Annotated in this window: 16 protein-coding genes; 8 read left to right on the forward strand and 8 right to left on the reverse strand. The window is 62.0% G+C overall.

What is annotated here, in order from left to right:
- Positions 1-113 precede the first annotated feature (113 nt).
- The 3 genes from ACN0YF_RS11380 to ACN0YF_RS11390 are packed head-to-tail and all read left to right on the forward strand — an operon-like array spanning position 114 to position 3048.
- Positions 114-899, forward strand: coding sequence for a hypothetical protein (locus tag ACN0YF_RS11380; protein ID WP_417494473.1), 786 nt, complete (start codon positions 114-116; stop codon positions 897-899).
- Between the two features lie 60 nt (positions 900-959).
- Positions 960-2057, forward strand: a complete 1098-nt coding sequence (gene cas1 / locus ACN0YF_RS11385) for a CRISPR-associated endonuclease Cas1 (RefSeq protein ID WP_417494474.1) — start codon at positions 960-962, stop codon at positions 2055-2057.
- A gap of 13 nt (positions 2058-2070) precedes the next feature.
- Complete coding sequence (locus ACN0YF_RS11390) at positions 2071-3048, forward strand: SMEK domain-containing protein (RefSeq protein WP_417494475.1); 978 nt, start codon at positions 2071-2073, stop codon at positions 3046-3048.
- 108 nt (positions 3049-3156) lie between these two features.
- On the opposite strand, the gene ACN0YF_RS11395 is transcribed toward ACN0YF_RS11390, so the two are convergent.
- The 6 genes from ACN0YF_RS11395 to ACN0YF_RS11420 form a co-directional block, all read right to left on the reverse strand.
- Entirely contained in the window at positions 3157-3750 is a 594-nt protein-coding gene (locus tag ACN0YF_RS11395; RefSeq protein WP_417494477.1) for a hypothetical protein, read from the reverse strand.
- Positions 3747-4964, reverse strand: coding sequence for a threonine synthase (locus ACN0YF_RS11400; RefSeq protein ID WP_417494478.1), 1218 nt, complete (start codon positions 4962-4964; stop codon positions 3747-3749). The genes ACN0YF_RS11395 and ACN0YF_RS11400 overlap by 4 nt, the downstream gene beginning before the upstream one ends.
- Positions 4965-4986: 22 nt before the next feature.
- Positions 4987-6741, reverse strand: a complete 1755-nt coding sequence (locus ACN0YF_RS11405) for an amidohydrolase (protein WP_417494479.1) — start codon at positions 6739-6741, stop codon at positions 4987-4989.
- A 67-nt stretch (positions 6742-6808) separates the two neighbouring features.
- A complete protein-coding gene (gene radC / locus ACN0YF_RS11410) occupies positions 6809-7489 on the reverse strand; it encodes a RadC family protein (protein WP_417494480.1) in 681 nt (226 codons plus the stop codon).
- Between the two features lie 4 nt (positions 7490-7493).
- Positions 7494-8330 (reverse strand): type I methionyl aminopeptidase, encoded by an 837-nt coding sequence (gene map, locus ACN0YF_RS11415; RefSeq protein WP_417494481.1) that lies wholly within the window; start codon positions 8328-8330, stop codon positions 7494-7496.
- An 89-nt stretch (positions 8331-8419) separates the two neighbouring features.
- Complete coding sequence (locus ACN0YF_RS11420) at positions 8420-10093, reverse strand: M28 family metallopeptidase (protein WP_417494482.1); 1674 nt, start codon at positions 10091-10093, stop codon at positions 8420-8422.
- A gap of 244 nt (positions 10094-10337) precedes the next feature.
- Here ACN0YF_RS11420 and ACN0YF_RS11425 point away from each other — a divergent pair, with 244 nt between their 5' ends.
- Genes ACN0YF_RS11425 through ACN0YF_RS11435 form a run of 3 tightly spaced genes read left to right on the forward strand, consistent with a single transcriptional unit; the run spans position 10338 to position 12636 of the window.
- Positions 10338-10910 (forward strand): DUF7010 family protein, encoded by a 573-nt coding sequence (locus ACN0YF_RS11425; protein WP_417494483.1) that lies wholly within the window; start codon positions 10338-10340, stop codon positions 10908-10910.
- Positions 10911-10949: 39 nt separating this feature from the next.
- The gene (locus tag ACN0YF_RS11430) at positions 10950-12041 is read left to right on the forward strand and encodes a sensor histidine kinase (protein WP_417494484.1); all 1092 of its coding nucleotides are present in this window, start codon (positions 10950-10952) and stop codon (positions 12039-12041) included.
- Positions 12034-12636, forward strand: coding sequence for a response regulator transcription factor (locus ACN0YF_RS11435; RefSeq protein ID WP_417494485.1), 603 nt, complete (start codon positions 12034-12036; stop codon positions 12634-12636). The genes ACN0YF_RS11430 and ACN0YF_RS11435 overlap by 8 nt, the downstream gene beginning before the upstream one ends.
- A gap of 7 nt (positions 12637-12643) precedes the next feature.
- Here the strand turns inward: ACN0YF_RS11435 and ACN0YF_RS11440 are convergent, their stop codons facing one another.
- Positions 12644-13108 carry an acyl-CoA thioesterase gene (locus ACN0YF_RS11440; RefSeq protein ID WP_417494486.1) on the reverse strand — a complete coding sequence of 155 codons (465 nt, stop codon included), beginning with the start codon at positions 13106-13108 and terminating at the stop codon, positions 12644-12646.
- Positions 13108-13812, reverse strand: coding sequence for a DNA/RNA nuclease SfsA (sfsA, locus tag ACN0YF_RS11445; RefSeq protein WP_417494487.1), 705 nt, complete (start codon positions 13810-13812; stop codon positions 13108-13110). The genes ACN0YF_RS11440 and sfsA overlap by 1 nt, the downstream gene beginning before the upstream one ends.
- Before the next feature lie 64 nt (positions 13813-13876).
- Between sfsA and ACN0YF_RS11450 the strand changes: the two genes are divergently transcribed.
- Positions 13877-14659, forward strand: a complete 783-nt coding sequence (locus ACN0YF_RS11450) for a competence/damage-inducible protein A (protein WP_417494488.1) — start codon at positions 13877-13879, stop codon at positions 14657-14659.
- Between the two features lie 130 nt (positions 14660-14789).
- Positions 14790-16223 (forward strand): vWA domain-containing protein (locus tag ACN0YF_RS11455; protein ID WP_417494489.1); only part of this gene is annotated, 1434 nt, incomplete at its 3' end.

Raw genomic sequence — 16223 nt, forward strand, 5'->3', positions numbered from 1 at the left:
TGCGAGATTGGAGGCAGAAAGGGCTGCTACCGCCCCTGATCGCAAAAAGCCTTGGACGCGGACGGGGTATAAGGCGTGAGTGGCGCCAGTCGGGACTGCTTGAGCGCACCGAAGTGACTGACGAACTCATGCGCCGTGAGGCAATCGCCAGCGAAGCCATTTTCCACCTCGCTGCGGGTGGATATCGGATCGATTGGCAGGTGCTGAAGCGCGCTTGGATCAGCCACATCGAGCGTAGAGACCGAAAAATCGAACGTCTTGCAAAGCGTAAACGTGGTGGTGTGGGAGATATCGTTCCGGTTCTTCCAACAGCAAAAATGTTGGGAGAGTTTGAACGCGAATTCGATCAACGGCCACTCGCGCAAGCAATTCTTGAGCTATTCAGAAAGCATTTCGACCCGAATTTGGAGATTGAATCTGATGAGGCCTACGTCCTAATCGAAGGGGTTGCTGAAAGCTTTGGTGTTTCTCCAGGCGAGGATCGAATTCAGGAGATCGCCAACTTCATCAATATGCCCTTGCAGAACCTGTTTGATAGGGAGTTTGAGGCCGATTGCATTCGGACTGCCGACAAACGTCAATTGGTGACAACTCAAGTTCTGACTATCCGCGCTTACCGGACTGTTCGAAACTTTGTCGAGCGCACGGGGATCGGCGACCATCAAGCCCCAGACACGATTGCTCTAATCGCGGTTACATTCGGTCCGATATTTCTCAGGCTGGCGTTTGCGGCCGCTGAGTTTGATGAAGACACCACAGTGCGTCGCGCGGCCCGACGGTTTGAGAGCTGGTCACGTACGATTGAGCCTTCGACTGTGAGCAAAGCCGGTGACGTTTCAGCCCCATCCCTACGGACAACAGCCAGACTTCGCCGTGTTTGCCGCGATGTTTTTGGCTGATAGCAGTTCCCTTGGGCCCATAGCCTGCTAAGATTCCTTATGTCGAACCCGGAGGGCGCGATGCACCAGTCCCTAGTGCGCGAAGTCGAAACGCCAGGAAACGACGACCACTACGAATGGGCGGAACGTTGTCGCTATTGGCTAGCTGAATACCAAGCGTCCATTCCGAAGCGAAAGCGGCGCGAACGCCAAGCACATCCGCTCATCCTCACTGGAAACGGCATGTCGATGCGCGTCAATCGCGGCGCGCTCGTAATCCGCGATGGACTCACGCACTATCCTCAGGACGTGGACGAACATCGTCTCTTTCCTGGCGGATTGGAAAACCCGCCCCGCATTGTATTGGTAGACGGCTCCGGTGAGATTTCGCTCGACGCCATCGACTGGCTGGCCGAACAGGATATTTCCCTTATTCGCCTTCGCTGGGATGGCCGCGTCGTGTCTGTCGTGGGGCAGAGTGGCTACTCCGCTGATCCGGATAAGGTCGCCTGGCAGATCGCGACACGACGGGGCGACGCGGCCCGCGTAGCGTTCGGAATTCCGCTTATCCGGAAGAAGCTCGAAGGCACGTTGTCAAACTTAGCCGCCTTTTTCCCAACCTCCGCAGCGAAAGACCGCGCGGTTCGAACAGCCGAAACCGTATTGGCCGAGCTGGAATTAGCACCGGTCGCCACCGTCGACGCACTATTGGGCTTGGAGGGCAAAGCGGCCAACGCCTACTTCGCGGCTTGGTCGACCATTCCTATTCGCTGGAAGAGCCTCGAGAAGCTGCCCGTGCCGGAAGATTGGCTGACATATAAATCTCGCTCTGCCTTACGGGCGAAAAGAGTGCCCACCAATCGGCGCGCCACGCATCCCGTGAACGCGATGCTCAACTACGTCTATGGAATGCTGGAAATTCGCACCCGCATCCGAGCCATCGCTGATGGTTATGATCCGACGAGAGGGGTTGTGCATGGGGAGGGTTCGAGCGGGCGTGACGGATATGTATTTGATTTGATGGAGGCAGGTAGGTCGGAAGCGGAGCGGCGGGTATTGCGGCTTCTGGTGCAGCAGGAGTTCAGCAAGGCTGACTTTGCGACTACGACAACAGGAACGTGTAGGGTGCAACCTCATTTGGCGAGCCTAATCGCCAGCCCTTCGGCTCGTAGATGGTAGCATAGGTGAAAGTATGAAACGTGGTTTTTTAATTGGTGAGATCATCGATGATATTTCTGAAATTCAGCGTGATTTAGAAAATAGATCCTCGCTGGGGATATATGATCTAAACAAATATATAGAGGACTTTTTTCGGGAATTTTTTAACAAACTATATGGATTTAACCTCACAAACCTTAACGCTATAAGGTCCAATGAACCAGGTATTGACCTAGGTGATAAGTCTAAAGGTATAGCCTACCAAATTACATCCACAAAAACCCTCCAGAAAATAAAGGGTACTCTGTCAAAAATTACAGATGAACAAACGAAAACGTATAGTACCATATATATTTTTATTGCTGGCAAGAAGCAAAATTCTTATTCACTGAAAGAAAGTGATAATTTGAAAGATATGGTAATCATGGATTTCGTAAATCTTGTTGCTCTACATGAGTATAGTAGAATTTCTACGTCAAAAGTTCGAATTGAACTTGAGATACCCACAAAAAATGGTGAGTACGCTACGTCAATAAAGAAACTCTTTGAAGCCATTCCCAGCCCAAAAATTGGCTCCGGCAAGAAAATATCAGATTTTTGGAATAAGCAAGGGCACGGCGATCAGATAACAAATAGTGAATTCATCGATAATATTGCTTATTGCTCAAATGAACTTGCATGCCTTCCAAGAATTACAAGAGACTTTTTGTCAACCGTGATTGATAGGATTATGCAGACGGATGGAATCAGCGATTCGGGCGATTTTTCAATTCTAACGTCTACTTTGGAAAGGTTGTCTAAGGGGTATGATTTTCAAGGAGATTTTCATATACTTCAGGAAAGGAATATGTGTTTTTATGACGAGCCTGAATACACAGGTGGTCCAAGTTATTTTAAGTTTTCCATTCCGTTCAAAAACGACACTTTATCGTTTGCACTGATCGATTATTACAAACATATAGATATACCTTTGCAAAAGCCCCTGGTGACGTTGGATTTTTCGGACGTTTGATAGTCAACAATAGAATATCTGCCGGATATCTCTATACCCCCCTCGCGGAGAGGGAGGGGGGCTGCGTTGGCCGGGTACCGGTGGTCCCTGCTTGGCGGTTTGGTCAAATCAGGTGGAGCCAGCGTCCGCTACAGACTCTCGGTGCCGATTGAGGGACTCGTTGAGACCATTCCAGACGCGCTCAACGCTGAGGGCTCCCCCAAGCTGGTCAGGGTGCACCGGTTGTCCGTGGAGCTTCCCCAGGTCAATCCGCGCAAACTCGACATTGAGTTCTCGGCGGAGATTCGGATCCTTCACGTTCCAGACCGGAGTGCCTATCTTGTGAGAAAATGCGTTGCGCACGGCTGAGATTAGAATCGAAATGTCGTTCAGTTGCGGTGGAACGCTCTTGGGGACCGCGCCATCGCCGAAGCGCGCTTCTAGGAAGTCAAACATCGCGATGAAGCAGAGCCCAAATTGGTTTCCGGCAATTTGCTCCGCCGTTATCCTGCGTTCTTCTAGATCATCGAATTGGTCGGCGCGCATTCGTTTGAATGGCATACTATCGCCAGCCAAGATGTCATCTTCGAACGCAAAGCGCATTCTGTCGTCGCTGGCGTAAGTCCACATTCGGTGGGCAAAGTGGTAATTCTTGAGTGCCAAGTAGAAGGCGTCAACTCGAGTGTCGGCATCTCGGGCATGTTGCAGGTAATCAAAACTCACATCGCCCCCCAATCCACATCCCCATGCCGATCCAGCGTCTTCGACCCATCCGGCATCGCATACTTCAAACCGGACCCGCAATTAAACAACACGCAATCGGCATCGCGCTCGATCAACCCATCATTCATGGCCTTCTCCATCGCGGCCAGGGTGGCGGCACCCTCCGGGCAGAGCAGGAGGCCGTCCTCGCGGGCGCAGCGCACGCGGGCGGCTTCGATGGATGCCTCGGAGACGGCGATGGCAAAGCCCTCGCTTTCCTTGCAGGCATCAATGATCAGGAAATCACCGATCGCCTTGGGCACGCGGATGCCCATCGCCGCGGTGGTGGCGTCGAGCCATTCCTCGGCATGGCGTTCGCCCTTGTCCCAGGCGCGCACGATGGGCGCGCAGCCCTCGGCCTGGACGGCGATCATTTTCGGGCGGCGTTTGCCGATCCAGCCGAGCTGTTCCATCTCGTCGAAGGCTTTCCACATGCCGATCAGGCCGGTGCCGCCGCCGGTGGGGTAGAAGATGGCGTCGGGCATGCGCCAGCCGAGCTGGTGGGCAAGTTCCAGGCCCATCGTTTTCTTGCCCTCGATCCGGTAGGGCTCTTTCAGGGTCGAGAGATCGAACCAGCCCATCTTGTCCTTGCCGGCCGCGACCAGGGCGCCGCAATGATGGATCAGCCCGTTGACGCGGAAGACATGGGCGCCCTGCAGCGCCATCTCGCGGATATTGACCTCGGGCGTATCGTCGGGCGCGAAGACATAGCTCTCCATGCCCAGCCGGCTGGCATAGGCGGACATGGCGGCACCGGCATTGCCATTGGTCGGCATGGCCAGGCGCTTGATGCCGAAATGATGGGCCATGGCGACGGCGAGGGCGAGGCCGCGGGCCTTGAAACTGCCCGTCGGCAAACGGCCCTCATCCTTGATGCGCACGCGTCCGGTGGCGCCGGAGGCCTTCGCGGTGGCGGGGACATCGATCAGCGGCGTTGTGATCTCGCCGAGCCGGCAGACATCCTTGTCATCGGCGACGGGCAGAAGCTCGCGCCATTTCCAGAACCCGCCCCGGCGCGCCGAGATGGCGCCGCGATCAATCTCGCGCTTCGCCTTGGCGAGGTCATAGCGCACCAGCAGCGGCTTGCCGGCGTCGGAGAGATTGTGCGGCTTGTCCTTGGGATAGTGTTTGCCGGTCTCGGAGCATTCCAGATGGGTGACATAGTCGTGGTGCATGGGGGCGCTCCAGGGCTGGGGGTCAGGCGGTGAGACTGGACCAGATTGCCTTCAGGACCAATCCGGCATGGCGCAGGGTGATTGTGCGGGTATCGACCGGACGGCCGGCAATCCAGGTGCCGCGGACCTCGAGTGTGCGCAATTCGCCGGCATCGAGGCTCAGCGGGTCGCGCGCCAGCCAGGTGAAATCGGCGCGCTTGCCCGGCTCGATCGTGCCGATCTCCGCCTCCAGACCGAGCTGGCGGGCGGCATTGATCGTCATCGCTTCGAGCGCCCGTTGCGGGCTGAGACGCTGGTCTGGTCCGATCGGATCGCCGCCACCGCGTGGCTGGCGCTCGATGGCGGTGGCCAGGGTGCGCATCGGATCGATCGGGGTGGCGGGATGGTCGCCATGCAGGGTGACGACGGCGCCGCTGGCAAAGGCCGCGCCGACGGGCATGTAGCGCGCCGTGCGCTCCGGACCGACCAGCTCGGGCAGGATATGGCCGTAAAACCAGACATGATCGACGAAGAAGCCAAGGCTGACGCCGAGCCGGGCGGCGCGCTCGATCTGGGCCGGGGTGATCAGGGCGAGATGTTCCAGCCGGTGATGCAGCGTGGGATCCGGCGCGGCGAGCCGGGCGGCCTCGATGGCGTTGAGCGCGGTTTCGATGGCCGGTTCGCCCTGGGCGTGGATGGCGATTTGATAGCCGCCGCGCTGGGCCGCGAGCACCAGGGCATCGGCATCCGCCTGGCTGTAATTGACCGCGCCGCGCCAGCCGGGCGCCAGGTCCAGCACGTCTTCGGTGAAGTGTGAGCGCTGATAGGGCTCGGCCAGCGCCGCGCCGCCAATGAAGGGCGAGCCATCCATCCAGATCTTGACCCCGGCGAGCGAGGTGTTCGGATTGGGTGTGGCCCAGAGATCGAGCGCATGGGCGCGGCGCACCGGGGCGGTGTAGAGCACGGTATTGACCGGCGCGCGCGGTTGGCTGGCGACGTCATGCAGCAGGGCCAGCGGATCGCGTGCATTGCCGACAATACTGGCCGCCCCGATCGTGGTGTAGCCGGCGCGGGCATAGGCGTCGTATTGCAGGTTGAGCAGCAGGTTCATCGCCGCATCGCCGGCCTGCGGCATGGCCGCCATCACCTGGCCGATGGCACTGATCTCGATCAGACGGCCGGTGAGGTTGCCATCGGCGTCACGTTCAAACTGGCCGTTTTCCGGATCGGGCGTGGTGCTGCCCAGACCGGCGGCGGCCAGGGCGGCGGAGTTGGCGAAGGCCTCGTGCATCATCTGTGTGAGAATGATCATCGGCCGCTCCGGCGCAATGGCGTCGAGTTCGGCCAGGCTCGGCGGTGGCAGCGGGTCGAGCATGGCCGGATCCCAGCCAAAGGCGATGATCCAGGGCGTCAGCCCACGCTGGCCGGCGGCCCGGCGCAGGGTGTCCATGATCTCATCGCGGCTGGCATGGCTCACCCCGCTGACATCGACCGCCGCGCCCAGCTGCGCCGAGGCGAGGGGATGGGTGTGCGGCTCGATCAGGCCGGGTACCAGCGTGCCGCCGAGCAGGTTGACGCGTTTGGCATTCCACGGCGCGGCCGCATCGATCTCGGCCCGGCTGCCGGCGGCGATGATCACACCGTCGCGGACATAGACCGCCTCGACGGTCGCATCGCCCGCCATGGTGCGGATGGTGCCGCCATGGAAAATCTGGTGCTGCGGCGCTGAAGGGGCCCGAAGGGATATACCCCAGGCCAGCAGCAGAAAGGCGAGGGCGGTGACGATCAGTCGTTTCATGGCGAGGCGCTCTTGCTGCGGTGTCAGGCGCCCATGCTAGGGCAATGATCCGCCATGGCCAGAGCTTTCACATCAGACCCAGCGTCTTGAAACTGGCGGTGTTCTCGCGGCCGATCACGAGATGGTCGTGGACGACGATCTCGAAGGGTTTGCAGACCTCGATCAGGGTGCGCGTCATCTCGATATCGGCCCGGCTGGGGGTGGCATCGCCTGAGGGGTGGTTGTGGACGAGTATGATCGCCGAGGCCTCATTGGCCAGGGCCCGCTTGACCACTTCGCGCGGATAGACCGGGGCGTGATCGATCGTTCCGGTGCCGAGGACCTCGTCGCCGATCACCTTGTTCTTGCGATCGAGGAAGAGGACGCGGAACTGTTCGGTGGTGGCGTGTTGCATCGCCGTGCGGCAATAGGCGACCAGCGCCGCCCAGGATGAGATGACGGGCCGGCCGATCACCTGTTCGCGGGCGAGGCGGGCGGACAGCGCCTGAATCAGCTTGAGTTCGGCGGCGCAGCGATCCGAGACGCCATCAATGGTGACGAGTTGTTCGACCGGTGCCGCTGCGACACCGCCGAGATCGCCGAAGCGGGCGATCAGCGCCTTGGCGATCGGTTTGACATCGCGGCGCGGGATGGAGCGGAAGAGGTAGAGTTCCAGCAGCTCATAATCGTGCAGGGCGTCGCCACCCGCCAAGGTTAGTTTCTGGCGCAAGCGCTCGCGGTGACCATCGTTTCGCGCTGCTGGGGCCATGGCGTCAGATGTTGTAGGGGGGCTTGTCGAGGCCCTTGGGCGATTTGGTGAAAATCTCATAGCCGTCGGCGGTGACGCCGAGAGAGTGCTCGAACTGGGCCGAGAGGGATTTGTCACGGGTGACGGCGGTCCAGCCATCATTGAGGACTTTTACATCGGGCCGGCCGAGATTGAGCATGGGCTCGATGGTGAAGAACATGCCTTCCTTGAGCACGATGCCTTCGCCGCGGGTGCCGAAATGCAGCACATTGGGGCTGTCATGGAAGAGCTGTCCGAGGCCGTGGCCGCAGAAATCGCGCACCACCGAGCAGCGGCGTTCCTCGGCATATTCCTGGATGATCGCACCGATCGTGCCCAGGGTGACGCCCGGTTTCACGGCTTCGATTCCCGCCATCAAGGCTTCATAGGTGATGTCGATCAGGCGCTCGGCCTTACGCTTGGGCTCGCCGGCCGTGTACATGCGGCTGGTATCGCCATGCCAACCATCAACGATGACGGTGACGTCGATATTGAGGATGTCGTCATCGCGCAGCGCCTTCGGCCCGGGAATGCCGTGGCAGACGACATGGTTGAGCGAGGTGCACAGCGAATGGCGGTAGCCGCGATAGTGCAGCGTTGCCGGGGTGGCGCCATGGTCGAGGATGAATTCGCGGGTCAACCGGTCGAGATGCTCGGTGGTGACGCCGGCTTTCACTTCCGGCACCAGCATGTCCAGCACCTCGGCGCCCAGCCGTCCGGCCTTGCGCATGCCTTCAAAACCTTCCGCACCGTGCAGCTTGATACGCCCGTCGCGCGGCGACGGGGCGTCATAATCGGCAATGCTGTCATAGGCAGTCGTCAAGGGGCAATCCTCCGGTATTCCCCCCATATAGCCAAAGCGCGCGCCGTTTGAAACGGCGCGCGCTGGGATTACTGGTATTTTATTGCTGGTTATTCGCCGGCGTGGCCGTAGAGATCGCCGAAGAAATCGCCCTCATTCCAGACCGGGCGCTCGTCGCTATCGGCGATTTCGCGCGCGATCAGATAATTGACATTGGCGAATTTGGCGCCCTGGTCGAACAGGACCTCCAGATCACCGTCGAGCTGATCGGTTTGGCGGTGATAGTGGGTGCTCAGGAAGCCCATGAAGCCTTCGCCCTCATCCCAACGGGGATCCGGCGAGGAGAAGCCGGTCATCAGGAAGAGGGACGGCACGCCCTGGCGCACGAAATTATAGTGGTCCGAACGCACGAAGATGGATTGCTCGGGGATCGGATCCGGGCTGACCTCGATATTCATCCGGGCCGCTGCGCGTTCCGCGATCCCGCCGAGACTGGAGTGCTCGCCGCCGAAGGCGAGGACGTCGTTGAACTCATAGACAATGACCGGCATGTCGAGATTGACATTGGCGACGATGGCTTCGGCCGGCACCGTCGGGTTCTTGGCAAAATGCTCCGAACCGAGCAGCCCCTTTTCCTCGCCTGCCAGGGCGACGAACAGGACCGAACGCCGCGGCGTGCCCTCCTGCATGAAGGCGCGCGCGGTCTCCAGCATGATCGAGACGCCGGAGGCATTGTCGACCGCGCCATTGCAGATCGAATCCTCACCGTCATTGGAGCGGCAGCCACCGCGGCCGCGCATATGGTCGTGGACCGTGCCGATATGGTCGAGATGCGCCGAAAGCACGACGATCTCGTCGGCCAGGACCGGATCACTGCCGCGCAGCATGCCGACCACATTGGGTGCGGTGAAGGGTTCGGAGATCGTGCGCTGCTGCATGCTCACAGTGTGTGGCAGCTCGAACCGCGGGAAGGAGGGATCCTCTTCGGCGGACATGGCCGCCCGGACCTCCTCAAGGCTCATCTCAGCGCCCTCGAACAGGCGTGCGCTGAGGGTTGAGCCGACATCGGCTGTCACCTGGATCTGCTCACGGGAGGAGGGGCCGGTGGCTGGCGTCAGGCTGGTGACCGGGAGGCTCGCACTGCCATCCGCGTATTCGCGCATCTGTTCGTCGGACCGGCTGGTCAGAGTGATCATGCCGACGGCGCCATGGGCGGCGGCGACATCGCGCTTGGTATTGGGCGAGAGGTGATGGGCCCGCTCTTCGCTGGGCAGGCCGCCAGGGCCACCATTCACGATGACCACGATCTTGCCGGTGACGTCGAGGCCGGCATAGTCGTCATGATCGCGATTGGGGGCCGACACGCCATAACCGACAAACACCAGCGGTGCGGTGACGGCCGACTCGAGCAGGGCCGGGTTGGTCGAGACATAGACCCCGTCGCCCTGGGCGAAAGTCTCGCCGTCGAGGGTGAAGCTGTTATAGGCCGCGTCGGCGGTGACGTCCTGCAGCGGCACCTGGGCGAAATAGCCGCCATTCTCGCCGGCCGGCTCGAGGCCGAGCAATTGCATTTGTGCCGCGACATAATTGGCGGCGATCTCATAGCCATCCGTGCCGACATCGCGGCCCTGCAGATAGTCGGAGGCGAGGAAGCGGATATGCGCCTCGATATTCTCGGAGCGCACGTCAGGCATGAATGCGGCCGGGGCCTCGGCGGTGTTGTCGGTATTCGGTCCGCAGGCGACGAGCGCGAGACAGGCCAATGCAGGTGCCAGAAACTTCATGAAAGCCTCCCCCAAAAGCGGTGTTGATGTTGGCGCGGACTATAGCGGGCGCGGGTGCGCGCACAATGTGAGCGGATGTTAATTATCCGTGAGACGCAGGCGCGGCCCGGGCGGGCTGGTCGCGTCCGGGGTGGCGGAGCCGTGCATGACAGATGTCACCGGCGATGGGTGACGCCTGTGTCTGCCGGTCGACCGCGGTGCACGGCAAGGTGGGGACATAATCAGCACAGGAACGGACCTCACCATGACCGATTTGAAGCAAGTCATCGATCACGAACGCAAACGCTTCTGCGTGGCTGCGGGCGGCGGTATCTCCCTGCCGGTCGCCGGCGCCCTCTGCTGGATTGCCGGCGGCATTGCCGGCTTCTTTCTGGAGGCGCCCGACTGGGCCTTCGCCGCGGCGGCGGGCTCGGGTTTGATCTTCCCGCTCGGTATCCTGTTGCAGGGCCCCTTGCGCTCGCCCTTCATGAAAGCGAAATCACCGCTCGGGGGCGTCACCATGGCGGCGATCATTGCCATCAACCTGCTCTGGCCGATCCACTTCCTGCTGATCGGCGGCTTCCCGGAGGCGGCACCGCTCAGCCTCGCCATCGGGATGAGCCTGCACTGGCCAATCATCGGCTGGTCCTATGCCAGCCGGGTCAGCCTGGTGCATGCCCTGGTCCGGGTTGCGGCGGTGACGGCGATCTGGATCGCTTTCCCCGAGCTGCGGCTGACAGCCATTCCGTTTGTGGTCGCGGGCCTCTATCTATTGGCCGCTGCAGGCCTGCGCTGGGAAGTGGTACGTTTTCGCGGACAATTGGCGAGCGCGGCCTGAGTGGCAGCCGGGACGAGCGGACAGGTGAGGAGAGATGCCATGATCGAGCGGATGCGCACCTTGCTGTCGCCAAACCGGCCCTGGCTGCATCTGGTCTATCTGGGCTTTTTCTTCTTCGCCTGGCTCTACCAGCCGCCGACCATCGAGCAGGCCCTGGTCGCACTGGCGGCGATGGCGGGCTTTGTCGCTCTCTACATTTTCAGCCTGCGCCGCCGCGACTGGACCGTCTATCTCGGGGCGCTGGCGGCGGGCGTGCTCGGTTACGCCTTCATGCCGGTGACGATTGGCGGCGCGGTCTATCTCGTCTTTGCCGCCGCCATGCTGGGCTGGCTGCCGCACTCCCGGCTTCGCACAGCCGGTCTGGTCACCGTCGCGCTCGCCATCCTCTCCACCGCCTGGCTGATGCAGCAACCGCTTTTCTATGTGATCGCGCTGCTGATCCTGGCCGCAATCGCTGCGGCCGGTGCGGCCATGGGCGCGCGGCGCCAGCGCCAGGAGGCCGAGAGCGAAGCGCGCCAACGCCAGGCTTCGACCCTCGCCGCCGAGGCCGAGCGCCAGCGGATCGCCCGCGATCTGCACGATCTGCTGGGTCATACCCTCTCCGTGGTGACGTTGAAGGCCGATCTGGCCTCACGCCTGTTCGATGCCGACCCGGAGCGGGCTCGCAGCGAGTTGGCGGAAATCCAGTCGATCTCGCGCACGGCCCTGGCCGAGGTGCGCGAAGCGGTCGCCGGTCTGCGTGATCGCAGCCTCGATACCGCCGCCCATGAAGCCCGCCAGCATCTGGAAGCCGCAGGCCTGATGGTCTCGCTGCAGCTGGACGCCGAGGATCTGACGCGGGCGCAGTCGACGGCGCTGGCCATGGTGGTGCGCGAGGCGGCGACCAATATCCTGCGCCATGCCGGCGCCCGTCACGCCACGATCCGGACGGGGCGTGATGCCGATGGTGTCGAACTTGCCATCAGCGATGACGGACGCGGCGGTGCCCGGATCGGCGAAGGCGGGCTGGGCGGGCTGGCGGCGCGTATTGAAGGTCTGTCGGGCCGGTTCTCGGTTGAGGCGACCGCGGCAGGGGCAGGAACCGTGGTCAGCGTCTGGCTGCCTGCTGGCGAAGGAGAGAACCATGCCTAGTCTCGTCCTGGCCGAAGACCAGACCATGCTGCGCGAGGCCCTGGCCGCGCTACTGGGGCTGGAGAGCGATATCGAGATTGTCGGCACGGCCTCCAATGGCCGCGAGGCGCATGATCTGGTTCGCCGTCATGATCCCGATGTCGTGCTCACCGATATCGAAATGCCGGACATGACCGGTCTGGAACTGGCGGCCTTGCTCAAGCGGGAAACTTCGCGAGCGCGGGTCCTGATCGTGACGACCTTCGACCGGCCCGGTTATCTGCGCCGTGCGCTCGAGGCGGGCGTGGCGGGCTTCATCCTCAAGGACGGGCCTTCGACCAATCTCGCCGATGCCGTACGGCGCGTCGCAGCGGGGGAGCGTGTCATTGCGCCGGAACTGGCCGAACGCGCCTGGAGCGAGAACGATCCGCTGAATGATGCCGAGCGGCGTCTGCTGCGCCTGGCTGAAGCCGGGCTGGAAAGCCCGGCCATGGCCGACGCCACGGGTCTGGCACGCGGCACCGTGCGCAATTATCTGCACAGCGCCATCTCCAAGCTCGGAGCGGGCAACCGCATCGAGGCGGCGCGTCTGGCGCGGGAGAAGGGCTGGCTCTAGGGCGCGCTCAGTCCTGCGCCGCCAGTGCCGCGGCGACCGAGGGCAGCACCGAATAGTGCGACTTGAAGATCTCTGTCATCCGCGCCGGCTTGCCGGTGGAGAGCTGGAAGCAGACGGCCTTGGTCAGGGCGCGAAACACCGTCACGCCATCGCTGGGGCGGACGAACTGATAGCGCCGCTCGGCGCGCAGGCGGCCATCGGATTTCGAGATCCAGACCGCACAATCCAGCTCATCGCCCTCGCGGACATGGCCGAGATAATCGGCCTCGGTGCGGATGATGGCGATGCCGCGATCATCGGCTTCGCAGACCTCGCGGGAGAAGCCCTTCGAGGCCCAGTGCGTCCAGGCGGCAGCATCGGCCCATTCCAGATAACGCGCATTATTGGCATGGCCGAAATCATCGATATCGGCAGCCACGACCTTGATACGGTGCACATAAGGCTCGGGCAGGTCCCACTGGAAATCGCTCATCAACTCAGCTCCACACTCATCGGATGGGTAATCGCGATGCCCGCCGGTGTCACCTCGCAGCGATAGGCGAGGATCTCGACCCCGGCCGCATGGGCCGCGCGCAGGGCCTCGCCATAGACCGGGTCGGTATCGTCGGCGGGGCGCAGGCGGGTGCAATCGCTGCGCTGGACGATGAAGAGCTGGACGGCGCGCTCGCCGGCGAGCGCCTTGGCCGAGAGTTCGCCGAGGTGCTTGGTGCCGCGACTGGTGACGCCGTCGGGAAATTCGGCCAGGCCCGTCTGGCGCATCCAGTGGACATTCTTGACCTCGACCCAGCAGGGCGGACGATCCTCGCTCTCGAGCAGGAGATCGATGCGGGAATTCTCACCATATTTCACTTCGCGCCGCAGCGAGGCATAGCCGCCAAGCTCGGTGAGAATGCCGGAATGCACCGCCTCTTCGGCCAGTTCATTGGCGCGGCCGGGCAGGGTCCCGATCAGCGTGTCCTGGGCTTCGACGAGCTCCCAGGTGAATTTCAGTTTGCGCTTGGGATTGTCGGCCCGCGACAACCAGACGCGCAAGCCGGCATCCTTGATCCCCGCCATGGCGCCGGTATTGGCGCAATGTGCCGTCACCACCTCACCATCCGGCAGTTCGACATCGGCGAAGAAGCGCTTGTAGCGCGAGACCAGCCGGCCCTCGATCAGCGGTGTGGCGAATTTCATGGCTTGGCATTCTCCCTTTGCGCCACCTATACCCGAGGCGAACAGGGAAACGAGGTTGAATCTCATGGGCAAGACATCGGGTGTGACGGCGGCCGTGGTGCTGATTGGCGATGAGGTCCTCTCCGGGCGGACCCAGGACAAGAACCTGCAGCAGATCGCGCAATTCCTGGCGCCGCTGGGGATCAATGTCGTGGAATGCCGCACCATTCCCGACGATGCCGAGGTGATCGCCGATACCGTCAACACGCTGCGGGCACGGGTGGATTATGTCTTCACCACCGGCGGCATTGGCCCCACCCATGACGATATCACCGCCGACAGCATTGCCGCCGCCTTCGGCGTGCCGATTGATGTCCGTGCCGATGCGCTTGAAGTGATCGAGCACTGGTATGCCAAGACCAAGACACCGCTGACCGAGAGCCGCAAACGCATGGCGCGCATTCCCGAGAGCGCTTCGCTGATCGTCAATCCGGTCACCGGCGCGCCCGGCTTCCAGATCGGGAATGTCTTCGTGATGGCCGGCGTGCCCTCCATCACCCGCGGCATGCTGGAAGACGTCGCCCATCGCCTGCATGGCGGCGCGGTGACCCGCTCGCGCTCGGTCAAGGCTGACAATCTGCGCGAGGGCGATATCGCCATTCCTCTGGGCGAGATGCAGGCGCGGTATCCGAACGTCTCGATCGGCAGCTATCCGTATTTCCTTGAGGTCAAGGATGGCGAAGTGAAGCGCGGCACCCATCTCGTCGCCCGCGCCACCGATGATGCAGCGCTGGACGCCGTGATCGGCGAGATCGCGGCGCTGGTCGCCGGGCTGGGCTTTGACGGGCGGATCGATCCTCAGGATTGAGGCGCGGCATGCTTCTGCCTTCTGGCGCCAGGATGAACGAAAGCGCCTTGAGATCGCCCCGATCTCGCCTTTCCTCCGATCAATTCATGCGTGCAAATGCTACAGCTGGGAACGGGAAGGGGAGACTGACATGACACGGAATCTGAAGATGGGCAGCGCGCTCGCGGTGCTGGTGGCCGCCACCTCGATACAGTCGGCGCCGATGGCGCTGGCGCAGGACGAGGGTGCCAAGCAGGAAATGCTCGACGCGATCCCGGCCGCCTGCCGCAATCGCGCGCGCGGCCAGGGCGATGAGGATGACATGATCGTCGTGACCGGTACGCGCATTCCGACTGGCGCGGTTCAGGCGGAAGCACCGCAACCGGCACCTCCACCACCACCGCCCCCGCCGCCTCCGCACTCGACGGTGGCACGGGCAGACATGGCCGCGGCGCCGATGGAGCAGAACATGCGCGGCTATGCGCCGCTGCCCATGACCCCGCGCCCGGGCACGGTTGATCGCGAACGCTATGAGCATGTCGAGCTCAACACCGTGCACGCCACCAGCGAAGAGCCGGTCTCGACCTTCTCGATCGATGTCGACACCGCCAGCTATGCTGTCGTGCGCGACTATCTCAATGACTGCACCCTGCCGCCCCAGGATGCGGTGCGGGTTGAGGAGATGGTGAATTATTTTGATTACGACTACGCGCTGCCCGAAAGCATGGACGAGCCGTTTGCGACCCAGGTGCAGGTGACACCCAATCCATGGAATCCGGCGACGCAACTGATGCATGTCTCGGTGCAGGGCTATGAACTGGTGCCGGAAGAGCGTCCGCGCGCCAATCTGGTATTCCTGATCGATGTCTCCGGCTCGATGAATTCGCCCGACAAGCTGCCACTGGCGGTGCAGGCGATGCATTTGCTGGTCGACGAGCTGGATCCCGAGGATACCGTCGCCATCGTCGTCTATGCCGGCGCCGCGGGCGCCGTGCTCGAGCCGACCCAGGCACGCGATGCACGGCAGATCCACGAGGCCCTGGACCGGATGCGGGCCGGTGGTTCCACCGCCGGCGGTGCCGGTCTGGCGCTCGCCTATGATCTCGCTGAACGCAATTTCGATGCGGACGCCGTCAATCGTGTCATGCTTCTGACTGATGGCGATTTCAATGTCGGCGTCACCCAGAATGAGCGTCTGGAAGACTTCGTCGCCCGCAAGCGCGAGAGTGGCATCTATCTCTCTGTCATGGGCTTTGGCCGCGGCAATTATAACGACGCCATGATGCAGACCATCGCCCAGGCCGGTAACGGCACGGCGGCCTATATCGACAGCCGCGCCGAGGCCCGGCGCATGCTGGTCGAGGAAAGTTTCAGTGCGCTCTTCCCGATCGCCAATGACGTCAAGATCCAGGTCGAGTTCAATCCGGCCCGGATCGCTGAGTATCGTCTGATCGGCTATGAGACCCGCATGCTCGAACGGGCCGATTTCAACAATGATGCGGTTGATGCCGGCGAGGTCGGGTCCGGCCATGCCGTGACCGCCATCTACGAGATCGCGGCCCCGGGTTCGGAAGGCGCTCTGCTC

The sequence above is a fragment of the Maricaulis sp. genome, assembly GCF_048270265.1.
Classification (GTDB): domain Bacteria; phylum Pseudomonadota; class Alphaproteobacteria; order Caulobacterales; family Maricaulaceae; genus Maricaulis.

What these genes read in the sequence shown, in the direction of transcription:
- ACN0YF_RS11390 (WP_417494475.1), top strand. Translation starts at nt 2,071, where the DNA reads ATGAAACGTGGTTTTTTAATTGGTGAGATCATCGATGATATTTCTGAA.
- ACN0YF_RS11440 (WP_417494486.1), bottom strand. Translation starts at nt 13,108, where the DNA reads ATGAGCGATTTCCAGTGGGACCTGCCCGAGCCTTATGTGCACCGTATC.
- ACN0YF_RS11425 (WP_417494483.1), top strand. Translation starts at nt 10,338, where the DNA reads ATGACCGATTTGAAGCAAGTCATCGATCACGAACGCAAACGCTTCTGC.
- ACN0YF_RS11400 (WP_417494478.1), bottom strand. Translation starts at nt 4,964, where the DNA reads ATGCACCACGACTATGTCACCCATCTGGAATGCTCCGAGACCGGCAAA.
- cas1 (WP_417494474.1), top strand. Translation starts at nt 960, where the DNA reads ATGCACCAGTCCCTAGTGCGCGAAGTCGAAACGCCAGGAAACGACGAC.
- ACN0YF_RS11430 (WP_417494484.1), top strand. Translation starts at nt 10,950, where the DNA reads ATGATCGAGCGGATGCGCACCTTGCTGTCGCCAAACCGGCCCTGGCTG.
- sfsA (WP_417494487.1), bottom strand. Translation starts at nt 13,812, where the DNA reads ATGAAATTCGCCACACCGCTGATCGAGGGCCGGCTGGTCTCGCGCTAC.
- ACN0YF_RS11420 (WP_417494482.1), bottom strand. Translation starts at nt 10,093, where the DNA reads ATGAAGTTTCTGGCACCTGCATTGGCCTGTCTCGCGCTCGTCGCCTGC.
- radC (WP_417494480.1), bottom strand. Translation starts at nt 7,489, where the DNA reads ATGGCCCCAGCAGCGCGAAACGATGGTCACCGCGAGCGCTTGCGCCAG.
- ACN0YF_RS11450 (WP_417494488.1), top strand. Translation starts at nt 13,877, where the DNA reads ATGGGCAAGACATCGGGTGTGACGGCGGCCGTGGTGCTGATTGGCGAT.
- ACN0YF_RS11405 (WP_417494479.1), bottom strand. Translation starts at nt 6,741, where the DNA reads ATGAAACGACTGATCGTCACCGCCCTCGCCTTTCTGCTGCTGGCCTGG.
- ACN0YF_RS11435 (WP_417494485.1), top strand. Translation starts at nt 12,034, where the DNA reads ATGCCTAGTCTCGTCCTGGCCGAAGACCAGACCATGCTGCGCGAGGCC.